The organism is Cryomorpha ignava (genome assembly GCF_010686655.1).
Lineage (GTDB): Bacteria > Bacteroidota > Bacteroidia > Flavobacteriales_D > Cryomorphaceae > Cryomorpha > Cryomorpha ignava.
Map to the genome: position 1 here is coordinate 120,550 of NZ_JAAGVY010000003.1, position 25,290 is coordinate 145,839.

Genomic DNA, 25,290 nt, shown 5'->3' on the forward strand with positions numbered 1-25,290 from the left:
ATGACAAAAAGACAGGAAAAGGGGTTAAAAGAATCAAATGCACTAAAGCAGAATGTCCTGATTTATTATGGGTTGCACACGTAAAGTGAGCTTGCCCAGTTTACAACGCAGTACGATAATCCTGGAGCCGAGGTAAATTCTCCCATATTCATAATCTCAATTCCCGGGTCGAGAATATAAGCCTCACGCACCACTGTAGAGCGGGCGCCAAAAATACCGATGGCGCCATTGTCCAGATTTGTAAAAGTGTTTAGTACCGGTGTGAATTCACTTACAGGATTTGCTACCTTATAATAGGTATTAAGAATGCCATTGGCTCCGGTAAGTCTGAATTCAGTATTGTGTATGCGAATTTTCGTGACATTCGGAATAGCCTTTATTTTTGGTCCAATAAACTCATACCAGCTCTGTGCATTAAAAGTAAAGTATGCATTTTGATTGTTGGCTCCTTCACTATTATCGGTTGCTCCGAGTTTATAATCTATGTATTGATTGGTAACCGTTGTTCCATCGGCGGTTACATAATCGTAGTTTAATCTATAGACACCAAGGTTACGAGCGGTTTTGCTTTTTAATTTATACGCAAACGTCACCTGTGCATATTGGTTGAAACTTTGGCGATATAGTTCGAGTTTTGAAGGAGGATTTGCCGGAAGAGGGGTCGAAATTGTACTTGACGATATATCTGGAAAATCAGTTTCTGCAGTGTAAATTTCGCCTCTGGCTATCACTTTTAGTTCATAGGTCATGAGTACCGGATTGTTTCCAAAAGAGGCATTTCTGATATCTGCAATCTCATCTGCGGTAAAAAGATCTTGAGAGGTGTAATAGAATCCCACATTCTGATTGTAAAACACACCCGGGTCGCGAGAGGGTTTTACAATATATTGAAGTTGTATAGAATCTTGAAGGTTTCCGTTTCGCCTTTTATAAAGCCAAACTTCAACTTCGGCGGCATTATACTCTACGCTATCTCTAATTCCTGCATATATATTGGCATCACCTTCTCCCAAAAATGTTCGATTTATCCGTACAAACTGCGAGTCGGCAGTATAGTCTAAGATCCCAATTATAACGGGTGTGCTTTTGTATGGAGCAATTAAATCTACATCTGTTTCACAACTGCTTACCAGAAATGACAAGCCCAATGCGACAAAAATTGTGAGAAAGATAGATTTGCGAAAGTTCATTATAGAAGTTTTTTCAGAATAGGTGCAAAGGTAAGGTATTCAGTCAAAATTAGCTTTGTGAATTTACAATCGGTTAATTTTTTAGCGATTCTGGAAGTCCAATATTCCCGTTTCATTTTCATGGCTCAATTATCTTCGCTACGTTTACCGAAATTTCTATAATATATGTCAGTTCACTCACAGGTAAAACGCGTTACTACACACACGCTTCGGGAGATGAAGCAAAAAGGTGAAAAAATTGCCATGCTCACCTCTTACGACTTTTCTATGGCACGCATTGTCGATGAAGCCGGGGTGGATGTTATTCTCGTTGGCGATTCAGCTTCAAACGTCATGGCAGGTCATGAAACTACGCTGCCTATCACCCTCGACCAAATGATTTACCACGCATCGTCTGTGGTGCGCGCAGTTAAGAGAGCACTCGTTGTAGTAGATCTTCCTTTTGGAGCTTATCAGGGCAATAGCAAAGAAGCACTCACTTCATCTATTCGTATTATGAAAGAAAGTGGAGCACACGCCGTAAAGCTTGAAGGTGGCATAGAAATCAAAGAAAGCGTAGAAAGAATACTGTCTGCCGGAATCCCGGTTATGGGACATTTGGGACTAACGCCCCAAAGTATTTACAAATTTGGCACGTATACTGTGCGCGCCAAAGAAGATGAAGAAGCCGGTCACTTAATGCACGATGCGAAAATTCTTGATGAGATAGGTTGTTTTGGAATTGTTTTGGAAAAAATACCGGCTCACCTTACAGAAAAAGTGTCTAAAAGCATTGATGTGCCCACAATTGGTATCGGTGCGGGTGCAGGTGCCGATGGTCAAGTGCTTGTGGTGCACGATCTTTTGGGAATTACAAATGAGTTTAATCCACGCTTTTTGAGACGCTACGCCAATCTTTACGATGATATAAAAGGAGCAGTGGCCCATTACGTAAGCGATGTGCGTTCAAAAGATTTCCCAAATGAAAGCGAGCAATACTAATGGCACTTAGTACGATTGACAACCTGCAAGTTCTATTTGAAGACAATCATTTAATAGCTATCAATAAGCGTCCTTCTGATATTGTGCAGGGCGATAAAACCGGCGACACTCCATTGAGCGAAGTGGTAAAGCTTTGGCTGAAGAAAAAATACAATAAACCCGGAAATGTTTTTGTCGGTGTGGCTCATCGAATAGACAGACCTGTAAGTGGCGTAGTGGTTTTTGCTAAAACAAGTAAGGCGCTTGCACGGCTTAATGAGCTATTCAAATCTAAAGAAGTATCCAAAACTTATTTGGCTGCAGTTTGCGCCATGCCACCGCATCAAGAAGATACGGTGTCGCACTATATGATTAAAGATGGTGCAAAAAACCGGTCGAAGGTGGTGAGCGAAAAGAATAAAACAGCCAAGAAAGCAGAGCTTGATTACCGCCTTATCGGCGAAAGCGATCGCTACTTCTTTCTGGAAGTAAAACCAAAATCCGGGCGTCATCATCAAATCCGGGTTCAATTGTCGGCAATGGGTTGTGTAATAAAAGGCGACTTAAAATACGGCGCTCCACGAAGCAATAAAGATGCTTCTATCCATCTGCACGCCCGTGAAATAAGTTTCATTCATCCCGTTTCCAAAGAAAAACTGACTGTTATTGCTCCGGTTCCCGACGAACCTGTTTGGAATGTTATCGCAAAGCTGGTGGATTGATATCTGACGTTGAGAACTGATTTTAAAGCTGAAACACGCCAAAATGGCGCATTATCCCCCATCATTGCGCCATAATGGCGTGGAAATTACCTGAATTTCATTTGGTATTGCTTTTGAAAGGGGTGAGTTGTATTCAATAATTACAAACCTTAAAAGCACACATACTATGTCACTTATCAAATTAAGAACAAACGACTCATCAGCAAATCCTTTTGACACTTTATTAAATGATTTCTTCGAAGGAGAATTTTTGCCAGGTCGCAGAAACAGATCATTTGGTTCTATGCCTGCCGCTAACATTAAGGAAACTGAAAAAAGCTATCAGGTAGAATTGGCCTCTCCTGGGATGAACAAAGAAGATTTTAAAATTGAAGTTGATGAAGACTTGTTGACTATCCGTTCTGAAAAAGAATCAGAAAAAGAAGAAAACAGTACCCGCTACACCAAGCGCGAATTCAACTACACTTCATTTGTTCGTTCATTTAGACTTCCCGAAGAAGTAGATTCAGAAAATATTTCTGCAAAATACGATGGCGGAATTCTTCTGCTCGAAATTCCAAAAAGAGCAGTTGAAGAGAAAAAAGTTCGAAAGATCGATATTAAGTAAGCATCATTAATTTTGATTGGTTGGAAGTGCGGGAGTGTTAAAGCTTCCGCATTTTTTTTGAGATATAATTGAGATTCTAAGAGCAAGTCGTCAATTAAAACGACATTTGCTTCTTTAGTAATTTAAATTGTGGCAACAGAATGTTTGCTTTTGTATAAATAAGCAGATTAGAAATGAACTATAAAGACTATTACGAAACTCTGGGAGTGGAGAAGAAGGCTCCACAGGCCGATATAAAAAAGAAGTTTAGAAAACTTGCTATTAAGTTTCACCCTGATAAAAATCCGGATGACGCCAGTGCCGAAGCAAAGTTTAAAGAAGTAAACGAGGCATACGAGGTGCTTGGCGATCCAGAAAAGCGTAAAAAGTACGACGAATTAGGGTCCAACTGGAAGCAATATGAGAATTTTCAGAATGCAGGCGGAAGGCAGCAAGGTGGTCGTCAGCGCACCTATCAGTACTCCGGCGATTACGGAGACTATTTTGGGAGTTCAGATGGAGGCGGTTTTTCCGATTTCTTTAATTCTTTCTTTGCTGGAGGCGGTTATCAGGGCACTGGTAGCGCTTTTGGCGGGCGTTCTCGCCAACCAGCGCGACCGGCCAATTCTCAGGCTACGCTTCCGCTAAACTTTCAAGAGGCTTTTAGTGGTGTGGGGAAAGTGGTGGAGCTTGACGGAAAGAAAATTAGATTGAACATTAAGCCCGGAGTAAAAAACGGACAGAAGCTTAAAGTGACCGGTAAAGGAAGAAACGGGGGTGACCTTATTATTACTCTTCAGGTTCCTTCGCCAACAGGATATGAGTTATCCGGCCTTAATCTGACAAAAAAAGTTGACATTGATTTATATACTGCCGTGCTTGGCGGTAAAGCAGAAGTAGATACGCTCCACGGTAAAATAAATATGCCTGTTGCTAAAGGAACTCAAAGCGGCAAGAAGCTAAGGCTAAAAGGAAAAGGAATGCCAGATTACGACAAGCAAGGCAGCTTTGGCGACCTTGTTATAGAAGTGCAAATTAAAGTTCCTGAAAACTTAAGCGAGAAAGAGGTAGACCTCTTTAAGGAGTTGGAGAAGATTAGATCTTAAAACAAAAGCCCCGCACTCGCGGGGCTTTCTAGTTCCTGTATCCCCGCGATTAAGTATCCCCGCGATTCATCGCGGGGGCAATTGGGCCCAGAGTTCACTTCATGGGCATCTCCTTTCATCGCAAAGTCTCTACCAAATTGTAGTCCGAATACTATCCGGACGGTACAATTTACTATCAGCAGTAACCCCAAATGCATCGTAAAATTCCGGCATATTAGAAAGTGTTCCATTCACCCGGTACAATTCGGGCGAGTGCGGATCTGTGTTTACGCGAAGCAGCATTCTTTCGTCTGTATTTTTCATTCGCCATACGGCAGCAAAAGCCAAAAAGAAACGCTGATCGGGTGTGAGTCCATTTATCTTTTCTGCACCTTTACCTTGGTCTGTTTTCTTAAAAGCAGCGTACGCAATTGCAAGTCCGCCGTTATCGGCAATATTTTCACCTTGAGTCAGTTCACCATTTAGCGAAACGGAATCAAGCACTTGGTAATTGGCGTACTGCTCTACAACGCGATTTGTTAGTTCTGTAAAATTTTCGCGGTCAGCTTCTGTCCACCAGTTGTTCAGATTTCCATTCAGGTCATACTGACTTCCCTGATCGTCAAATCCGTGAGTCATCTCGTGGCCAATTGCCGCTCCGATAGCACCATAATTTAGCGCGTCATCGCCATTGGGGTAGAAAAACGGCGGCTGAAGAATTCCTGCCGGAAATACGATCTCGTTAAATGAAGGATTGTAGTACGCATTTACAGTAGGTGCCGACATTCCCCATTCGGTTTTATCAACAGGCTTGCCTAGTTTTTCGATATTTTCCTTGTAATGCCATGCGCCGATATTCTGCATATTGGCAATAGCCGAATCTCTGCTTACTTCCACGCCGGAATAATCTTTCCATGTATCGGGGTAACCAATTTTCTTAGTAAAAGCATCCAATTTTTCAACGGCTTTGGTTTTTGTAGAATCGCCCATCCACGAAAGTGCCTGTATGCGCTCGCGATAGGTGTCCTGAAGATTGTCAACCAGTTTTACCATGTAGGTTTTGGCCGATGGTGGAAAATATTCTTTTACATATATTGCACCCAAAGCATCGCCAAGTTGGCTGTCTACAATTCCCGAAGCGCGTTTCCATCTCACTTCTGGTTCTTTTTGGCCACCTAAATGACGCGAATAGAAATCAAATTGTGCATCTGCGAAAGGCTGACTCAAAAGCGACGCATATCCCTTTATATAATGAAATGCCAGATAATCTTTCCAGGTATCAATAGGCTCTGAAACTATGAGTTGTGATAGGTTTTTGTAAAACTCGGGCTGTCCTACAAGCACCGTATCCACATCTACACCTAGTTTGGCTAGATTGGTTTCCCAATTCATGTTTGGCGACAGCTTCTGAAATGCAGCAGTTGACATCAGATTGTAATTTGCCTGCGGGTTGCGCAGATCTACCGGACTTTTTGACGCTTCAGCCATTTTTGTTTCCAGTGCGAGAATTTTTCCAGTTTTAGATTTCGCCTCTTTTTCATCAACACCACTCAATGCAAACAGCTTTGCGATATACGCTTTATACTTCTCTCTTGTAGCAGCGCTTTCACCGTCTTTTTTGAAATAATAATCGCGGTTCGGAAGTCCAAGACCGCCCTGATTCAAATTGAATCGCTGCACTTCACTGTTTTTATCATCAGGCGATACGTAGGCACTGAACATGGTTCGGTCGCCGGCAATATACTCCTTCACCACTTCAGACATAAGATCCTCTTTAGATTTTACAGAAGCTATGCGATCCAGAACCGGTCGTAGCGGGTCGATGCCCGCTTTTTCTATGCTTACGGTATCCATGAGACTTGCGTAAAGATCGCCTATCATTTGCGTAGCAGAACCTTTCGGCGAATCTGTAATATTAGCACAAGAATCAAGAATGTGATGCATGTTCTCAAGAGCCTGGTCGCGAACTATATAAAACGATCCCCAGCCGGTTTTTGAAGCTGGTATTTCGGAGTTTTTCATCCAGGTTCCATTCGCGTAAGCGAAAAAATCATCTGCAGGATTTACCGAAGTATCTCGAGCCGCAAGATCAAGAATTTCTTCAATTCTTTCCTCTGTATTTTCTTTTGATTTTTCGTTCTGACACGATGAAATAAGGGCTGCAAAAAGTACTGCCACGGCAATGTTAAGCTTCGTTTGAAACATTTTTATTTTTTTGATGTGGTGCAAAAATAAGAGGAATGCCGACATTAAAATGTCATTTAAAGAATTCTGGTTTCCCGATTGATAAATTGGGAATCCAACGAATAGAAAGTTAAAATGTCCATGTTTCTTCGCCTACAAATTCATCTTGCGCCATTCTTTTGCGATCAGATTTCTCCGATTTTTCTAAATCATCGGGAAGGTCAGATACATCGCCGCCGTAGTAACCCATTGCGACAGCTGTGGTAATGTGGTAATCGTTGGGTACTTGATATGTTTTATGAGCCTTTTGCCAATTAACCCCTGCCATCGAATGCACGGCGATGCCCATAGATTCGGCTTGAATAGATAGGTTTCCCATTGCGAGTCCAAGATCGTGTAGTGCGTGAAAATTCTCTTTTCCGCTATCAAAGGTCTTTTTATAGGCAGTAAGCATCAAAACAGGAGCGTTTTTACACCATTTCTTATTGAAATCGGCTAGGTGTTCAAAAATTTCGTTGTAGGTATCAGAACCTTTGTGGGCGTACATAAACCTCCAGGGCTGGCCATTGTTAGAACTTGCTGCCCAGCGAGCTGCTTCAAAAAGTTTTTTTAAGGTCTCAGTTTCTACTGCCTTATCGGCAAATACGCGGGGACTCCAGCGGTTTGCAAGTAAAGGATAAATCTCGTGCTCTGTGTTTGCTTTCTTCTTCATATATAAATTTTTCTGTTTTTTATAGTATTGGTAACACGAGATAGGAGAGAAGGTTTGTAATTTAGCTTTTAGCTTTTAGCCTTTAGCTGTTGGCTTTTAGCTATTGGCTTTGCGCAGCAGCGTAAAAATCTAAAAATGCGAGGCAACAGCACAATGGAAATAGTTATCCTTATAAGGTAGAAATGAAATACCATAAAAGTAAGGAGGCAGAGCTAAATCGCGCGAGTGTGACGGTGGTGAGATTGGGGGTTGGTTCTTTTGTTGGTTACTCCTTCGTGGAATGGCTTTTTTGATTTAATTTTTCATCATAGAAAGTTTTCATTTCGATAAAATACTATAGAGTTCTAGGTTCAGGTAATAATGATGTCCACCAATTACCCTTTTTTCCAAGATCATCATATCGCATAATTTGTTCAGATAATCACGCGCCGTGTTTTCAGAATAGAGCCCCGCATCTACTAGGTGCTTCACTTTACTATAAGGTTGAGTAAAAAGCAATTCAATAAACTGAACCGGCTTTTGGAAAGTGGTCTTATCCTTTATTACATAATCCAGAATTGAATCCTTTGCCGAAACTATTTCATTGATTTTATCAAATGTAATGTTTGATGTTTGCTCTATTGCTTTTAGCATAAACAGAAGCCATTCCTTCCAATTCCCCCTTTGAGTAACTCCAATTAATCCTGAGTAGTAATCTGTCTTGTTATCGAGAATGTACTTGCTTAAAAAGAGAATAGGTAGATCTAATAGGTTTTTATTAGTCAAATAATTGATGTTCAATATTCTGCCTGTTCTCCCGTTTCCGTCTCGAAAAGGGTGAATAGCCTCAAATTGGTAATGAGAAATAGCCATTTTCAGCAAATAGTCAATCTTAAATTGGCCATCATCATTTAAAAAGTCAGTCAAATTTCTTAGCTTCTCTTGTATTACTTTTTGACCTTTTGGTGGTGTGTATATCACTTGTCCGGCATTTGGCCCGGTGCCACCCTGTTTTATGGTGGTATTCGTAAAATCCGGTCGAATGTTATCTTTGGATTGTTTTATTTCCTGAAATACATTTATAAAATATTCCTGATCAAATTCCCCTTTTTTATCTAAGTAATGATAGCCCGACCAAAGTGCTTCTCTGTAACGTAATACTTCTTTCGGTGCCCCCGTTAATTCAGAATCCTGGTCACTAAAAGCCTTATAAAGTTCATCGTCTGTGGTGAAAATATTTTCAATTTCACTTGATGCCTTTGCTTCTTGGAGGCTTATGGTATTGATCAGTATTCCTTGATTTGGGATCACAGCACTTCTTCCTTGCAGGCGTGCAAGAGCAGCTTTGGCATCTCCAAGTTTCTCTGCTATGTCAATAGTGCGATAGAGCTCTTCTTTAATTGGAAGCGGCGGCAAGTCGTTCCAGGGTGTATTTCTATCAGGATTTATTTTGTAGAGAATTTCTGCCATAAAAATTTACTTTTGGAGAAAAAAGTGTTTCGCAAATATAGCAAAGTAAACTTTAGTAGACATTAAAAAAGACTATTTCTAATGTTTACTCGCTTTTAGGCATTAAAAATACATGAAATTCAACATGTAGACATTAAAAAGTGTGAATTTTAATGTTTACTCCATTTTTGGCATTAAAAATTGACCGACGTGATGCAAAACTTTTACCCTAACTAAAGCTGAAAATAAAAATCATCAACATTCTGTCGATAATCTTCATACTTCTTCTTATTAAAAACAAAATACTGCGCGGGTTTATGGGGTACGCCAATTTGTTTTTCTTCCAGCGGGATGAGAAAATCTTTTTTCAAAATCTTTCTTCTGAAATTGCGCTTGTCGAGGTCGGTGCCAAGGATGGCTTCGTAAAGGTGCTTAAGCTGACTTAGCGTAAATTTTTCGGGGAGAAGCTCAAAACCAAGCGGTTCGTATTTGCTCTTAAACTTGAGCTCTTTCAGTCCGGCCTCAATAATTTCAAGGTGGTCAAAACCTAACGTTGGCAAGTCGTCAATATCGTACCAAAAAGCTTCTTTGGCAAAGCTGCTCGCGTGGAGCTCGTACTGATCTATTTTGATTAGCGAATAATAAGCGACTGTAATTACGCGTGCATCGGGCTCGGCTCGGATTGACTTTAACCATTGAAGGTCAGATTCTTTATTGAGTCTGTCGGGATTGCCAAAAGATCCGAATTGCTCCAGATAAATATTCTTCAAGCCTGTAAGCTCTTTGAGTACCCGGTCGGCTGCCTGATCGAGATTTTCATCAGTTTTTATCAAGTTTCCCGGAAGGGCATAAACCTTTTCAGATTCGGCGCCAGGTTCCTGCCCTCTATCTATCAATAAAACTTTCAGCTTCTCGCTATCAAACCCGAATATAACGCAATCTACCGATACATTCGGATTTAGTTTTGTTTCACTTACGGATTTTAAGCCCATATATTGCGGATTTTCGTTCCTTTGTAGAGCCCGCGAAAATATCAATAAATTCTTGTTTTTTTGCCATCAAATCTACTAAGTGTTATATTTACACTTTAATTCTTAAACTATTCTATGGGTTCAATTCGTAAAATTGCAGTATTCACTTCGGGAGGCGATGCGCCGGGAATGAATGCGGCAGTTAGAGCAGTGGTACGCACCGCAATTTTCAATGATTTACAAGTAGCCGGAATTTACCGCGGTTTTGAAGGCTTAATTGAAGGTGATATTGAGCCACTATCGGCTCGATCTGTAAATCATATTTTGCAACGTGGTGGCACTATTCTTAAATCGGCCCGAAGCAAAGATTTCAAAACAAAGGCGGGTCGTGCCAAAGCTTTTGAGAAATTAAAATCGAATGGAATTGATGCCCTTGTGGGAATAGGAGGCGATGGAACCTTTGCAGGAGCGCATGTATTCAACAAAGAATTTGATTTTCCTTTTATTGGGATACCAGGCACCATCGATAACGACTTGGTAGGAACAGATTTTACGATTGGTTTTGATACAGCATTGAATACTGTAATTGATGCCGTAGATAAAATTCGCGATACTGCAGCCTCACACAACCGCCTGTTTTTTGTGGAAGTTATGGGGCGCGATGCCGGATTTATCGCGGCACATGCGGGTGTAGCTTCTGGTGCACTTGCTGTCCTTATTCCCGAAAGGAATATGTCAATAGCCGACCTGGTAGAACGCCTAAGCGAAGCGCGCCGACACAATAAAACGTCGAGTATTGTGATTGTGGCAGAAGGCGGTAAGAGTGGAAATGCCACTGAAATTGCCACTAAAGTAAATGAACTAGCTCCTTATTACGAAACGAAAGTTACTATATTGGGGCATATACAGCGGGGTGGAAGTCCATCGTGCTTTGATAGAAACCTGGCAAGCAGACTGGGTGTGGCATCCGTTGAAAAACTGATACAAGGAGAACGTGATTGTATGGTGGGAATGATTAATCAAAAAGTTGTTTCAACCCCATTTGCGGAAGCTATATCAGACAAATTGACGATTGACCCCGAGCTGCTTAGAATTGCCGATATACTTTCAATTTAATCTTAACCTAAGAAAAAAACTATGCTTTTAATTGCTGATAGCGGTTCTACAAAATGCGACTGGCGCCTTGTGGACGAAGATAAAACCTACCGCGATTTTAAATCTTTAGGTATCAATCCTTATTTTCACAATGAGGAAGTGATTGAAGCCGAGCTGAAAAAGGTAGAGCCATTAATAGAAAATGCCGACAAGGTTACAGCTGTGTTTTTTTACGGCGCAGGCTGCTCTTCTACCGAGTTGAAGCGGATTGTTGATCGCGGGCTTAGCCGGATATTTGAAAAAGCACAGATTTATGTAGATCACGACCTTGTGGCTGCAGCCTTTGCCGTGTACGACGATGAGCCTTGTATAGCCTGCATTCTGGGCACAGGTTCTAATTCATGCCATTTTGATGGAGATATTGTGCGCGAAGAAGTACCGGCTCTCGCATATATTTTGGGCGATGAGGGAAGTGGTAGCTATTTTGGCAAAAAACTATTAACCGATTTTCTGTATAAAAAACTACCTGACAATATTCACCAGGCACTTATTAAAGAGTTTGACCTGAATAAAAACACCATAATGGATCGGGTGTATAGAACCCCACACGCCAATGTGTATCTTGCGTCGTTTATGCGGTTTATTTCCAGCTTCAGATCAGAGCCTTACGTACGTGACATGATTCGCGAAGGACTCGAAAAGTTTATCGATATTCACGTAAAGTGCTTTCGCGATTCAGGAAAAGTAAAAACCCATTTCGTTGGTTCGGTGGCCCACTATCAAGAAGATATACTTAAAGAAGTAGCGGCAGAAAAAGGCATCATAGTGGGCAATATTATCAAGCAGCCCATTGAAGGCTTGTACGAACACCATGTAAAAAACTATTTTTCTAAAATCCCTTTTAAAACATCTTAATAATGGCATTTATTAGAGCTTGTATTTTTGATTTGGATGGTGTACTTGTTGACACTGCTCACTATCATTACCTTGCATGGAAACGCCTGTGCAATGAGCTGGGGTTTGACCTCACCGAAGATGAGAATGAAGAACTGAAAGGAATCAGCAGAGTGGAATCGATGGAGATATTGCTAAAAAATGGAGGTGTTAGTTTATCTGATGCCGACAAAAAGCACTATATGGATCTCAAAAACGAGTGGTATCTCGAATATGTTGATACAATGTCCGGCGGAGAAGTTTTGCCGGGAGTGGTTCCTTTTCTTTATGATGTAAAAGAATCAGGAAGAAAAATAGTGCTAGGCTCGGCGAGTAAGAATGCGGTTAAGATTTTAACGAGAGTTGGTCTTGTTAATCTCTTTGATGATATAATTGACGGAACGAAAGTTACCAAAGGCAAACCACATCCACAGACTTTTAAACTTGGGGCGCAGGCTGCCGGAGTGAAACCCAAAGAATGTGTTGTGTTTGAAGATGCGGCGGCGGGAATAGAAGCGGCTCTTGCTGCTAAAATGTATGCCGTGGGAGTGGGAAATCCTGAAATTTTGAAAAAAGCACATCGGATTATTCCGGGATTTCAACAGGTGAAGATTGATATGCTGAAGGAACTTTGAGAGCCGAAAAGTCACGAGTCTCGAGTCGCGAGTCTCGAGTCGCGAGTGAGAATAAGATGTGGTAAAGGGGCGAGAGAATAATTTAGAATTCAATCTCGGCGGCCTTCGCAGACTCTTGTGCAGAGGGAATCCCTATGAAACGGTTATAAATTTGAAGGTTTATTTTTTAATAAAGAAATGAAAGAACATTATAAAGAAGACGCCTGGAGCATTATAGAAGAAGGATTTCATGCCGAAATGCAAAAGTCGTCTGAAAGTATTTTTAGCCTTGGAAATGGTCGGATGGGCCAGCGGGCAAATTTTGAAGAGGATTATAGCGGCGAAAGCCTTCTTGGGAATTATGTGGGTGGAGTTTACTACCCCGATAAAACACGTGTAGGCTGGTGGAAAAATGGGTATCCCGAGTATTTTGCGAAAGTGCTCAATGCTGCCAATTGGATTGGAATACGGGTTACCGCAAATGGTGAATTGCTCGATTTGGCGACCGCAAAAGTTTCAGAATTCCGGCGTGAGCTAAATATGAAGGAAGGCTATCTGCACCGGACGTTTACAGCAGAATTGCCAAATGGTATTAAGCTTAAAGTTGATGCCAGGCGGTTTTTGAGCATGCAGGTCTTTGAAGCCGGACTTATTCGCTATAGCGTTACCCCACTTAACTATTCGGGCGAGATTGAATTTGGTTGCTATATCGATGGTGACATTAAAAACGAGGACTCAAACTACGATGAAAAATTCTGGGCAGAGGTGACCCGCGAAACTGGAAATGATACGTCTGCCCTGATCATTCGCACCAAAAAACTTGATTTTCACGTGTGTACAGCCCAGAAAATTGTGCTTACAAAAAATGGCGAGAATCAGACTTTTACAAGTATAGCGACCGAAAAGGAAAAATATGTAGAGAACCTAATTTCTGTAAGCGCTACCGAAGGCGATGAAATAGTAGTTTATAAATACGCTGCCAACGTTTCTTCGCTCAATCACGATAAAAGTGAATTGATGAATCAGGCGATGCAAGTAGTGTCGCGCTGCTCGGTAGATGGTTTTGATGAGATGCTCGAAGATCAGAAAAATGCCTGGGCCGAGCGCTGGAAAATGAACGATATTGTAATTGAAGGCGATGTGGCAGCACAGCAGGCTATTCGGTTTAATATTTTTCAGCTCAACCAGACTTATACAGGCGATGATGCACGCTTAAATATTGGCCCTAAAGGCTTTACGGGCGAGAAATACGGTGGAAGTACCTATTGGGATACAGAGGCTTATTGCCTGCCATTTTACATGCTTACAGCAGGACAAGATGTAGCTAAAAATCTCTTACTCTACCGCTACCGTCAGCTTAATAAGGCTATTGAAAATGGCGAAAAGTTGGGCTTTAAAGCGGGTGCAGCTCTCTACCCTATGGTTACCATGAATGGTGAAGAGTGCCATAATGAGTGGGAAATAACTTTTGAAGAAATTCACCGAAATGGCGCCATTGCCTACGCCATTTACAATTATATAAAGCACACCGGCGATTCCGGTTATCTCATGGAAGGCGGGCTGGAAGTGCTTTTGGCAATTTCCCGATTCTGGAGCCAGCGCTTTAACTGGAGCGACCACAAAAAGCAGTACGTAATGCTCGGCGTTACAGGGCCAAATGAGTACGAAAACAACGTAAACAACAATTGGTACACCAATTATATAGCCCGATGGACAATGCAATATACCATGGAGTGCATGGAATACTGTCGCGAAGATTCGGGTTTCTGGAATGAATTTATTCAAAAAACCAGCTTTGTTAACGACCAGGAGCTTACGCAATGGCGTAAAATTGTAGACAATGTATATGAACCTCGGTTAGAAGGGAGCAATATTTACCTTCAGCAAGATGGATATTTAGATAAAGAAGATCGCTTGGCCGAAGATTTAGATCCACAGGAGCGACCTATAAATCAGCACTGGAGCTGGGATAGGATTTTGAGATCGGTGTTTATTAAACAAGCCGATGTGCTTCAGGGAATGTACTTCTTTGAAGATGATTTTAGCGAAGAGGTAATTCGCGATAATTTTAATTATTATGAACCTAGAACGGTGCATGAGTCTTCCCTTTCGCCATGTGTGCACTCGGTCATAGCAAGCAAACTCGGAATGGAAGAGAAGGCTTATGAAATGTACCTCCGCACGGCGCGCTTAGACTTAGATGATTACAACCACGAAGCGGATGAAGGTTTGCATATTACCTCCATGGCCGGCACGTGGATAGCTGTAATAGAAGGTTTTGGGGGCAAGCGTGTACACGATGGAATTTTGAGTTTTGATCCTGTAATACCTCCACAATGGGACTCGTATCGGTTCAACCTGGTTTACAGAAATGTAATAATCCGGGTAGGCGTTTCCGCAAATGGCGTTTCGGTAAAAACAGAATCTGATGGCGAACTGGAAATATTGATTTACGGCAAGTCGCACAGGCTTACTGCCAATAACCCCATAAATGTGGAAAGATGATAAAACAACTCGGTATTTTGGCGCTTGCTGTTCTTATTTTTGGATGTAGCGATGAGGATAAAATGAACGCGAAAAAAGAGATTATTTCTGGAAGTGATATCGTGGGGTTGGCAAGTCCGATAAAACTGAGTTACGATTCTACCACTGTTTTTTTGCTCGATTATTTTCAAGATGCTGCAAAAATTGATAGCGTAATCCTTCCGGCAAATGCCGAGTACAGCTTTGATAAAGAAAAGGCTACCATTGAAATTACCGATTTTGAAAATGGAGATCCGCTTTCGCTGCTTTCTGTGATTTACAGCGGTAAGCAATACGATATTCCGGTTTTTAAAAGTAGAGATTTGCCTTTTAGGTACACCTATGAATCAATGAACCCGGGAGCCGGAAAAATTGCGCTAAAAGGAAATTTTAATGGATGGAATCAAGCGGCAACACCGTTGCAAAAAGATGATGATTCTTGGTCGGCAAATTTGATTTTGGAGCCGGGGCTTTACGAATATCTGGTGGTAGAAGATGGAAAGGAAATGCTCGACCCAAATAATCCCAATAAGAAAGACAACGGACAGGGTGGGTTTAATTCCACTTTTCGGGTGGGCTCGGATACCGGGGTGCCGCATATTTCAACCTATGGTTTTTTGGGAGATTCAATTGTTATTCACTTCCCGAGTGATCTGGAAAATCCTTTCATTTTTTGGAATAACCACCGCCTCGATACTGCCTGGTACCGCCGCAATGGCGATCGCTTAAGTATTGATTTGCCTGCCGCTTCTGCGGAAGCGCAACGATCTGATTTACGCGTTTTTGCACACAATGGTGAGCAGCGAACCAACGATATTCTCATTCCACTTCAAAAAGGAAAACCGCTTGAAAATCCGACTGACTTACCGCGTAGCGATAAGCAAAAGCTGGCCATGTATTTTATGATGGTAGATAGGTTTGTAGATGCAGACAAAGAAAATGACCTTCCGGTAAATGATCCCGAAATACTCCCTCCGGCAAATTATTATGGAGGTGATCTAGAAGGAGTAGATGCTAAAATAAAAGACGGTTACCTCAAAGATTTGGGAATGAACACAGTTTGGCTTTCCCCCATTGCCCAAAACCCGCTTGGCGCATACGGACTTTGGGATAAAGGTGGAGTGCGAAGCAAGTTTTCAGGATACCACGGCTACTGGCCAATCTCTTCTTCGCAGGTTGATTTTAGATTTGGCGATGCCCAGATACTCGAAAAGTTGATTGATCGCGCCCATAATAAGGATATGAACGTAATACTTGATTATGTGGCAAACCACGTGCACGAAGAGCATCCCGTTTATAAGCAACATCCCGATTGGGCTACAAATTTATACCTTCCCGATGGCTCGCTAAATACCGAAAAATGGGACGAGCACAGACTTACAACCTGGTTTGATACTTTTATGCCAACCCTCGATTTTAGCAGGCCAGAGGTGATTGACGCCATGACAGATTCTGCTCTTTTTTGGTTTCAGAATTATCAGCTCGACGGGTTTCGGCATGATGCTACAAAGCATATTCAACTTGAGTTTTGGCGCGAGCTTACCCGAAAATTGAAGTATCAAGTAATATTGCCCAATAACAGACCTGTTTACCAAATTGGAGAGACCTACGGAAATGCTCAATTAATTGATAGTTATGTGGGTAGCGGTCTCCTCGACGCCCAATTTGATTTTAATCTTTACGATGCAGCAGTTGGCGCTTTCGCGAAAGACGATGGCTCGATTGAAAACCTGAATCGGGTATTAAATCAAAGTCTTTCGGTATATGGAAATCATCACTCGATGGGAAATATCTCTGGAAACCAGGATAGAACCCGTTTTATTTCCTACGCAGATGGTTCCGTTGATTTTGGCGAAGACCCAAAACTCGCCGGATGGACTCGGAAAATTGAAATAAAAGATAATATTGGCTACAGCCGTCTGGCCATGCTCCACGCGTTTAATTTTACGATTCCCGGTGTGCCGGTAATTTACTATGGTGATGAAATAGGGATGCCCGGAGCAAACGATCCCGACAATCGCAGGATGATGCGCTTTGGTAAGGATCTAAATAAAAAAGAATCAGAGTTACTCAAAACCGTTACTAAAATTGCCAACCTCCGTCAAGAAAAAATGGCTCTGCTTTACGGCGATTTGGTGGTGCTGAATGCTGGTGAGAAGGAGTTTGTTTATTTGCGAAATTACTTTAAGAAAACAGCTATTGTGTTTTTTAATACATCGCGAAAATCAAATACGATATCTGTGGAAATTCCCGAGTATTATTCATTGGAAAATATCAAAGCCAATTTTGGTCACAAAATAAAAATCGATGGCAGAAAAATAACTATTGAGCTGCCGCCGGTTTCGTATGAAATCCTAACCAATTAATATGAAAAATACTTTTTTAGTCGCATTGATTTGCTGTATTGCAGCATCGTGCGGAAATGCGCCAAAAGAAAAATCTGAATCTGAATCGATGGAGAAGAAAGCCGACACTGTTTCGCATGCCGAATGGTCGAAAAACGCTACGATTTACGAAGTAAATATTCGTCAATACACACCCGAAGGCACATTTAGTGCGTTTGGCGAAAGCCTGCCCAGACTAAAAGATATGGGTGTGAAAATACTCTGGCTTATGCCGATAAATCCGATAGGTGAAAAAAATAGAAAAGGTACAAAGGGAAGCTACTATTCGGTGCGCGATTACAAAGGCATAAATCCCGAATTTGGAAATTTAGATGATTTTAAATTACTTGTAAAAGAAGCGCATGATCTTGATATGAAGGTGATTATAGACTGGGTAGCAAATCACAGTGCGTTTGATAATGTGTGGACAGAAACCAACAAAGATTGGTACGAACTCGATTCTGTTGGAGCGCTAATGCCTCCTCACGGCACCGATTGGTGGGATGTTGCTCAATTAAATTACGATAATGCAGAAATGCGATTGGCAATGATAGATGCCATGCAATACTGGTTAAAAGAAGCAGACATCGATGGTTTTAGATGCGATGTAGCCGAGATGGTTCCAATGGATTTTTGGATTACTTGCCGCGATTCACTTGATAAAACCAAGCCAGGCGTTTTTATGCTCGCCGAAGGTCAACACCCCGAATTGCACCAGGCATTTGATATGACCTACGCCTTTGAGTTTTTGCATCTGATGAACGGCATTGCAAAAGGTGAAAAAGAATTGTCTGAAATAGACAGTTTTCTCAAAGAAGAAAAAGTAAAATACAGCCCCGAGGATTACCGAATGTTTTTTACCACCAGCCACGACGAAAATTCGTGGAATGGAACCGTATTTGAACGCTACGGAAAGGGGCATAAAGTGTTTGCAACCCTCGCTTTTACCATTGCGGGAATGCCTATGGTTTACAGCGGTCAGGAAGCGGGACTGGATTATGCACTTGAGTTTTTTGAGAAAGATTCCATTAAATGGGGCGATATTAAATTGAATGATTTTTATTCAAAACTTCTCAACCTGAATCGTGAAAACAAAGCAATGTGGAATGGCGAATACGGCGGAGAACTTACCCGTTTAAAAACAGATGCTGATGAAGCCGTTTATGCCTTTTCGCGGAAGCGTGAAAACAATGAAGTTGTAGTAATTTGCAATTTGAAAGACACCTACGTAAAAACAAAATTTGATTCTGTTCCTTCCGGAGATTTTAAGCCGCTTTTTGATCAGGAAAGTCTTGAATTGATTGGCAAAAACGGCTTAGAACTGGCGCCTTATGGGTTTCATGTATTTTATCGGTAGGTTGTAAATGGGATTGAGACAATTCTGTAAACTGAAAGGGTTTGTATAAATTCTCTTATCCATAGGAAAGTCATTCGATAAATCCGCAATTAGTGTAGGATAATAACTTTTAATATTTGGATGCGCTGCAAATAGAATGAGTTTAGATTTTGAAAGGAGAATAACTTTATTGTTTTGAGAAAATTTTTGACATCTAATTAGTGAGAGCTAAGTTTCTCTCATTTTGAAACTTAAAACGTTAAACAATCATAAATATTATTTATTTTTCACATATTTCAACACTTTGAAATTGAGTTGCTTGCGAAAAATTGGCTAATGATACGCGCCGATCTCAAGAGGAGCAGTTTATAAAAAAGTATTTTTTTTTAACTAATTTTAGAGTTCATTCTTAAAACCTTTATAACCATGGAATATTCTAAATTGAAGCCACAAGCCACAAGCCACAAGCCACAAGCCACAAGCCACATTACTTTTTATTAATCTTCTTTTTAATATTTGGAATTGTTCAAATTCAAGCTCAGCAGGATTTTATAATACCTGCGGAACTTGCCAAGAGAGATTCAGTTTTGCCACGTTCTATTACGGCAGCAGAAGTGTATCAGAATTTTGATGACTTAATGCAAAGTCCCGACACCAACTTGGCGCACGCGAAAAAAGTTGCTCAACGCTGGATGGCATACAGTATGCCGTACTTAAATGTTGACTCGGCCACAGGTGCGCTGACAAATAAACCTTTCAACGATGCTATGAAAGCTATTTACACTAGTCCTTTACAATGTGGTGAAGCTGATTTAGCAAGTTGGGAGAGTGATGGTCCAAAATTCATACCTGATTGGCTTTTTCAAGGGCGCTTTTATGAGTTGCTTCAAGATGGAAGTAAGTTGAAAGGTGGTAAGTTTATTATTAAGCACTAAAGAGAATGTCAGTTTTGAAGAAGATGATTCTTGGCGTACTGGTATTTATCAGTTTAGGTCTACTAAACCAAGTGGTTTCACAACAACCTACATATACCATTGATGAGAATTTTAATACGGGGGAGCTATTCCGAGATGGCTCTTCCGTTGCTGATTTTCTCATTTTAGATGATGGCAGATATTTGGTTGGAGGTGGTTTTTCAAATTATGGTGTAAGTCCTGTGGAAGGGTTTGGAATGATTTTTAGTAATGGCGCTTGGGATAATAGCTTTATAACAGGAATTTGTAGCCCTATTGAGATTATTTTGCAAGAGGATGGATTTGTCTTTCCGTACATAACGAATCTCTTTAAAGTAACTATGGATGGTGATTTTTGGAGCTCAGCACATGGCGTTTTTTGGCCAGAATATAATATTGGTGGCACTTTTAGCCCTTATAACGTAGCGCGTGCTTGGGATGTTTATCAAATGGAAGATGGTGATTTATTGATTGGAGGTGCTATTTCTAGTGATACACTGCAACCTAATTTATTTCGAGGCATCACACGTATCCACGCAGATGGCACTCACGACCCAACCTTCCCAATAATAAATATTACACCAAATAATTCTTCGGGAGCTGTGCGAGAGATTTTTCATGCGCCAAATGGGAGTTGGTACATTTCAGGAAGTTTTACGGCCATAAATGGGCATGAAACCAACCATGTAGCCAAGCTTACAGCAGAATTTACAGTTGACACTACATTTGTTTCACCATTTATGTATGACGGTCCTGTAAATTATACCGAAGATATAATTTTAATAGATGAACAGAGTCGGGTATGGGTAAGTGGGTATGACATGCGCTTACTGGAAAACCCAAATGACACCATTCAGCTTTGTAGGCTATTGCCTGATGGAGTGTTAGATTCAACATTTCCTTTAATCAAGCTAAAGGGTGTATATCCAGATTCTTGGATGACTTGGAAACCAAGTTACGCGAGAGGTGCTAGTGAACTTGAAGATTACCCAGGGAATTATTTGATTTATGGTTCGTTTAGCCATTACAATGATACAATACAGCCCTGTATTACTGTAATTAATGATGCTGGAGTGATACAAGATAATTTCTTTCAGGGAGAGGGTGCTACTAAATATACACCTTTTGATGATGATGATTTTATTTACCCTGCTGTTACTATTGTAGAGCAATTAGAGAATGGCGATTTGCTTGTCGGTGGTGGTTTTAGTGAGTTTATGGGGCAAACACATCACAGCGTCGTAAAGCTTACGCAAGGTTTTGTTGGAGTAGAAGAAACTAAACAAAAAATTGATATTAAAACCTATCCCAACCCGGCAAGTGATAATCTACATATTTCTCTTCCAACAGGCAGAGCCATCAGTGGCAACATTTACAATGCCGTAGGGATGCAGGTCTTAGATTTTCCATTTGTTAATAGTCAAACACAAGTTGATATTCGCAAACTCGAAGTGGGTATTTACTTTGTAAAAGTTCAATTGGAGAATGGGCAAATAGCATTTGGGAAGTTTATTAAACAGTAGAAATCAAAAATGATGAAATATTTAGCAATAATTATTCTTTTTTTTAGTCTTTCAAGAGCTGCTGCACAAAACGATTCTTTAATGCCAAATTTGACAGCGCATTATAGAGTTCTTTGCTTTACTGATTCACCATGGGATGTTGAACAGGACATATTTTTTTCTAATCCCAATCCGGCTTATGACACCGTAGATGTTTACAACCAATATGATGAGCTGTACGCCAAACTATATATGGACACACTAAAAGTTTGGATTAAGAGAATAGATTATATTGATGATTGCTATGTTGGTTGGCCGGAAGATTTTACCAATGAATGGGAATTGCTTTATGATTTTGGACTTGAAGTGGGTGACACAGCGTATTCACCGTATTTCGATATAGGTATAATCACATCCATTGAAGAAATACAAGTTCAAGGTCAAATTCGTAAGAAGTTTATAATTAACGAAGGAATTAATGCTTACATACAAGGGATTGGTGACACACGACACCCGTTCTATCCTAAGATGTATATGTTTGAAAACAACTATAAAACATGTACATCTCAATTGAATTATATAGGCCCTTCACCAATTGATAGCATTACATTTTCACCCGATTGCAATGGCGAAATTCTATCTACAAGCCACATGGAATTAATAAATTTTAATATTTACCCCAACCCGGTAAGTGATAAATTACATATTTCGCTTCCGGCAGGTGTTGCTATAAGTGGCAGCATATACAACGCCGTAGGGATGCAGGTGTTAGATTTTTCTTTTGTCAATAGTCAAACACAAGTAGATATTCGCAAACTCGAAGTCGGCACTTACTTTGTAAAGATTGAATTAGAGAATGGCAAAGTGGGTATAAACAAGTTTGTGAAAACAAGATGAATGGAATTTTGAAGACGCAAAAAAGTGTAGATTTTGTATTTTTAAAACATAATGAAACCAAATTCGTGAAAACATGAAACTTTCTATACTCATCCTTATTTCTTTATTTGCTGCTCAAGCAGTTGTTGGCCAAGATTGGCAACCCATTTACTTAAATGAAACTTTAAACTATCAATCCTCTGCCAGTCCGGATGAGCCAATCGGTGTATTTGCAAGCGATCTGTCCGAAAATGCTGATTCGTCTGATGTTAGGTTAACACTCGATACCGATACTTTAGACGAATGTGACTGCGAGTCCATCTGTTTTCGCTTAAAAGCTGACTTTCTGCAAAGCAGTTTGGCCTATTTATCCGGTGGTGTTTTAGTGTTTCAAAATCCTGATACCTTTTACATCCATACACAAGCCAATACTGGCGATTCATGGGTTTTTGAGAGTGATAATGCAGGAAATGAAATTATGGCTACTGTGTCTTCGGCTACTGCAGTAGAGGTGCTAGGTCAAGAAGATAGCTTGAAGGTTATCTCGCTTGGAACAGACGAGGAAATTCATTTATCAAAATTTCATGGTATTACAAAATGGATTAGCTCAACAGATACGCTTGTGCTAACTTCTATTCCTAAAAGAGAATTGGGAAGCGCTTATCTCACAAAAGCAGAAGTTTATGATTTTAATGTTGGAGATGTGTTTTGCTATGTTACGGATGATAAAGACTTTACTCCCAATGAAGGGCCTTCAACGGAAACAACCATAAAATACAGACGGATACTCCGATTTGAAGTCCTAAATATTTCAGAAAATGATAGTATAAGAGAAATAGAATTTTCTTTAAGTGGAATTCGGAAATCATTTAGTCAGTATAATTCCGGGCCTCCAAACATTTCACAGAGCTATTTTACTGATACTGTTCTTTCAATTATTAATCTCTCATCACATGAAAATATGTTTGAGTTGCCTTTGAATAAATATTGGTATCGCGGTGCATATATAAATCCGAATGAAGATTATTGGGCGATTGGTGAGCATGATGCCTTTTTTCAAGAATCTGAAGATCCCTTTATGGATCCTCAAAGTGCAAAAATGGTTCATTTAAATGCCGAAATGTTCAATGATCTGAAGATGTTGAGCTTCGGAATGAAAAATGTTGATTTAGGATTTGATTCCGAAACTACTATTTTGGAACTTCTGGATATTGAAATGTATTTGGAAGCGAATAAAGATTTTATTACATATTGTGAGAATTGGCAAAATTATGAGGCAGACCCCTACATACCAGGTGATACACTGTATGATTTATTTGAATCTTACAGAGATGACTTTAAAATGAGTGCTGAAGGTATTGGTGTCGTGGTTTATTATGGACAGTTCATGTATAGCATCGGACCTATAGCTACTTTTAAATCATTCTTAACCGGGTACAAAAAGGGAGAAGAAACCTATGGTTATGTACCCGAGATAATAGACCTTATTTCTGTGGGAACTGCTGACCTTTCTGCCCCTATCAACTTTTCGGTATTTCCGAATCCAGCGACCAGCTCTATTCAAGTGGCTTTGCCATCATCAGAATCCGGTCAATTAGAAATTTTCGATATTTCGGGTAGAGTGCTGTTTACAATGCCACTTAATTCTGAAAGAGTAGAAATGGATATCAATCAATATCCACCTGGTGTTTACCTTATTCGTGTAGAAACTCAAAATGGAATTGGCGTCAAGAAGATTGTTGTTTCACGTTAAGATGAATTAAGCAAATAGTGTATTAGTAACACTTATAAAGACATTACGAAATGAAAATCCGATATCCATTACTCCTTATTCTATTGTTAATGGCCGTTGGTGCCCAAGCACAAACTGCGCTACTACAACAAGGCAATCAATGGTATTATAACGTGTATTGCCTTATAATGCCAAATTGTGGATATACCAATTACAGTGTGGGGCAAGACACACTTATAAATGACGTATCGGGAACTATAGTCCATGAAAGTTCGCTTCAAGAATTGGCAACGGAACCTGAATCTGAAATTATTATTCTTCGGCAATCAAATGATACGGTTTTCAAGTATTCACCGGAAGCCCAAGTGTGGCATACACTATATGACTTTGGCGCTCAGCCCGGCGATATTTGGGATATACAATCTGAGACCTACGTAGGTTACGGAGAGGAAGATCAGCCCGAAACATTCAGAATAACGGTAGATTCTATCGATCAAATAGTTATTGGTCAAAATACGCATCGGGTAATCTACACCTCGGCCTGGAGTGATGGCATCGTACCCAGCGATTTTCACTTCGGTAATAATGGCGGTCGAATCATTGAAGGTATCGGACCGGTTGATCAGGCGCATGGGCTCATTGGTCAAAGTGTTTTTGAGATGTTACCGCTACAGAATCCGAGTTTTGCGTGCTTCCTGAACAATGATGAATTAATTTGGGGAAGTGACAGCAGTCCGTGTAATGCGCTTTCGGTAGAAGGGATGAAACCAAGCTTAGCCAAACTTAACATCTATCCCAACCCTGCATTTGAAAGTTTTCAAATTGAATTACCGGATAAATCTGCCGTTTTACAATTTTACACTACTGATCATAAATTACAAAAGATCGTTGAACTCAGCGGAAGATTTCAACATACATCTATCTCGCTTGAAGGCTTGACACCCGGTTTTTACATTATACGCCTCATCGATCAAGATGGTAAAGTTATGGGTTACAACAAGATGGTGAAATTATAGGATAGCTTTATTTCTCCTAAGCTGCAAGTTCTTAAAAGTGAAGGTCGAAATTTTGAAATCATTTCGGTAAGTTACAAATGCTTTCGGACTGTTGACTTCTTAATTCTACGCGTATTCTCAGTAACTTTTTGAACTTTAGTATTTTCTAAAGAGAGCAAGGAAATATCAAGTGCTTTTTCTATTTCTACAAGTGTATCGACAGTAAAGTTATGTGTTCCTGAAAGCCATTTGGTTATTACAGATGGGTTTTTTTGACCTACAGCTTCCATAAAATCTTTATTGTTCCACTTCTTACTTTTGAGAACTTTAAATATTCTGGAAGCAAGTATCATTTTAGCGTCAGTCTTTGCCTGATCTATTGGCGATATTTCCGCTAATAATTCAGCTAGTATATTTTTTTTTGTATTATTCATTGCCGCATTTTTATTATATATCAATGTCTATATCAAATTCGAAATCTCCTTCAAGCTCAATTGCGTTATCAGAAA

At 40.4% G+C, this 25,290-nt stretch carries 21 protein-coding genes; 15 read left to right on the top strand and 6 right to left on the bottom strand.

The window, feature by feature from the left end:
* Positions 1-65: 65 nt before the first annotated feature.
* Positions 66-1,190 (bottom strand): hypothetical protein, encoded by a 1,125-nt coding sequence (locus G3O08_RS03215; RefSeq protein ID WP_163283237.1) that lies wholly within the window; start codon positions 1,188-1,190, stop codon positions 66-68.
* A gap of 165 nt (positions 1,191-1,355) precedes the next feature.
* On the opposite strand from G3O08_RS03215, the gene panB reads away from it, so the two are divergent.
* The 4 genes from panB to G3O08_RS03235 all read left to right on the top strand — a co-directional run bounded on the left by panB (position 1,356) and on the right by G3O08_RS03235 (position 4,564).
* On the top strand, positions 1,356-2,171 hold the full coding sequence (gene panB, locus G3O08_RS03220) for a 3-methyl-2-oxobutanoate hydroxymethyltransferase (protein ID WP_163283238.1): 816 nt from the start codon (positions 1,356-1,358) through the stop codon (positions 2,169-2,171).
* Positions 2,171-2,872: an RluA family pseudouridine synthase gene (locus tag G3O08_RS03225; RefSeq protein WP_163283239.1), complete on the top strand. Its 702-nt coding sequence runs from the start codon at positions 2,171-2,173 to the stop codon at positions 2,870-2,872. Before panB ends, G3O08_RS03225 begins: the two co-directional genes overlap by 1 nt.
* Before the next feature lie 166 nt (positions 2,873-3,038).
* Complete coding sequence (locus G3O08_RS03230) at positions 3,039-3,479, top strand: Hsp20/alpha crystallin family protein (protein ID WP_163283240.1); 441 nt, start codon at positions 3,039-3,041, stop codon at positions 3,477-3,479.
* A 173-nt stretch (positions 3,480-3,652) separates the two neighbouring features.
* Positions 3,653-4,564 carry a J domain-containing protein gene (locus tag G3O08_RS03235; RefSeq protein ID WP_163283241.1) on the top strand — a complete coding sequence of 304 codons (912 nt, stop codon included), beginning with the start codon at positions 3,653-3,655 and terminating at the stop codon, positions 4,562-4,564.
* 129 nt (positions 4,565-4,693) lie between these two features.
* Here G3O08_RS03235 and G3O08_RS03240 read toward each other — a convergent pair whose 3' ends face one another.
* From G3O08_RS03240 to G3O08_RS03255, 4 genes are all read right to left on the bottom strand, one after another.
* Complete coding sequence (locus G3O08_RS03240) at positions 4,694-6,748, bottom strand: M13 family metallopeptidase (protein WP_163283242.1); 2,055 nt, start codon at positions 6,746-6,748, stop codon at positions 4,694-4,696.
* Positions 6,749-6,857: 109 nt separating this feature from the next.
* Complete coding sequence (locus tag G3O08_RS03245; RefSeq protein WP_163283243.1) at positions 6,858-7,439, bottom strand: nitroreductase family protein; 582 nt, start codon at positions 7,437-7,439, stop codon at positions 6,858-6,860.
* 318 nt (positions 7,440-7,757) lie between these two features.
* Positions 7,758-8,888, bottom strand: a complete 1,131-nt coding sequence (locus G3O08_RS03250; protein ID WP_163283244.1) for a Fic family protein — start codon at positions 8,886-8,888, stop codon at positions 7,758-7,760.
* Between the two features lie 212 nt (positions 8,889-9,100).
* Entirely contained in the window at positions 9,101-9,859 is a 759-nt protein-coding gene (locus tag G3O08_RS03255) for an NUDIX hydrolase (protein WP_163283245.1), read from the bottom strand.
* Between the two features lie 114 nt (positions 9,860-9,973).
* Here G3O08_RS03255 and pfkA point away from each other — a divergent pair, with 114 nt between their 5' ends.
* The 11 genes from pfkA (at position 9,974) to G3O08_RS03310 (ending at position 24,802) form a co-directional block, all read left to right on the top strand.
* Positions 9,974-10,954: a 6-phosphofructokinase gene (pfkA, locus tag G3O08_RS03260; RefSeq protein ID WP_163283246.1), complete on the top strand. Its 981-nt coding sequence runs from the start codon at positions 9,974-9,976 to the stop codon at positions 10,952-10,954.
* A 21-nt stretch (positions 10,955-10,975) separates the two neighbouring features.
* Positions 10,976-11,848, top strand: a complete 873-nt coding sequence (locus tag G3O08_RS03265) for a hypothetical protein (RefSeq protein WP_163283247.1) — start codon at positions 10,976-10,978, stop codon at positions 11,846-11,848.
* 2 nt (positions 11,849-11,850) lie between these two features.
* Positions 11,851-12,501, top strand: a complete 651-nt coding sequence (gene pgmB, locus G3O08_RS03270) for a beta-phosphoglucomutase (RefSeq protein ID WP_163283248.1) — start codon at positions 11,851-11,853, stop codon at positions 12,499-12,501.
* A 177-nt stretch (positions 12,502-12,678) separates the two neighbouring features.
* Positions 12,679-14,985, top strand: coding sequence for a family 65 glycosyl hydrolase domain-containing protein (locus G3O08_RS03275; protein WP_163283249.1), 2,307 nt, complete (start codon positions 12,679-12,681; stop codon positions 14,983-14,985).
* A complete protein-coding gene (locus tag G3O08_RS03280; protein ID WP_163283250.1) occupies positions 14,982-17,369 on the top strand; it encodes an alpha-amylase family glycosyl hydrolase in 2,388 nt (795 codons plus the stop codon). Before G3O08_RS03275 ends, G3O08_RS03280 begins: the two co-directional genes overlap by 4 nt.
* 1 nt (position 17,370) lies before the next feature.
* Positions 17,371-18,744, top strand: a complete 1,374-nt coding sequence (locus tag G3O08_RS03285; protein ID WP_163283251.1) for an alpha-amylase family glycosyl hydrolase — start codon at positions 17,371-17,373, stop codon at positions 18,742-18,744.
* Positions 18,745-19,310: 566 nt separating this feature from the next.
* Positions 19,311-19,658, top strand: a complete 348-nt coding sequence (locus G3O08_RS03290; protein WP_163283252.1) for a hypothetical protein — start codon at positions 19,311-19,313, stop codon at positions 19,656-19,658.
* A 5-nt stretch (positions 19,659-19,663) separates the two neighbouring features.
* Positions 19,664-21,199, top strand: a complete 1,536-nt coding sequence (locus tag G3O08_RS03295) for a T9SS type A sorting domain-containing protein (protein ID WP_163283253.1) — start codon at positions 19,664-19,666, stop codon at positions 21,197-21,199.
* A gap of 81 nt (positions 21,200-21,280) precedes the next feature.
* Positions 21,281-22,075 carry a T9SS type A sorting domain-containing protein gene (locus G3O08_RS03300; RefSeq protein ID WP_163283254.1) on the top strand — a complete coding sequence of 265 codons (795 nt, stop codon included), beginning with the start codon at positions 21,281-21,283 and terminating at the stop codon, positions 22,073-22,075.
* A gap of 73 nt (positions 22,076-22,148) precedes the next feature.
* Positions 22,149-23,807, top strand: a complete 1,659-nt coding sequence (locus tag G3O08_RS03305) for a T9SS type A sorting domain-containing protein (protein ID WP_163283255.1) — start codon at positions 22,149-22,151, stop codon at positions 23,805-23,807.
* Positions 23,808-23,857: 50 nt separating this feature from the next.
* Complete coding sequence (locus tag G3O08_RS03310; protein WP_163283256.1) at positions 23,858-24,802, top strand: T9SS type A sorting domain-containing protein; 945 nt, start codon at positions 23,858-23,860, stop codon at positions 24,800-24,802.
* A gap of 71 nt (positions 24,803-24,873) precedes the next feature.
* On the opposite strand, the gene G3O08_RS03315 is transcribed toward G3O08_RS03310, so the two are convergent.
* Complete coding sequence (locus G3O08_RS03315; RefSeq protein ID WP_163283257.1) at positions 24,874-25,215, bottom strand: helix-turn-helix domain-containing protein; 342 nt, start codon at positions 25,213-25,215, stop codon at positions 24,874-24,876.
* Positions 25,216-25,290: the final 75 nt, after the last annotated feature.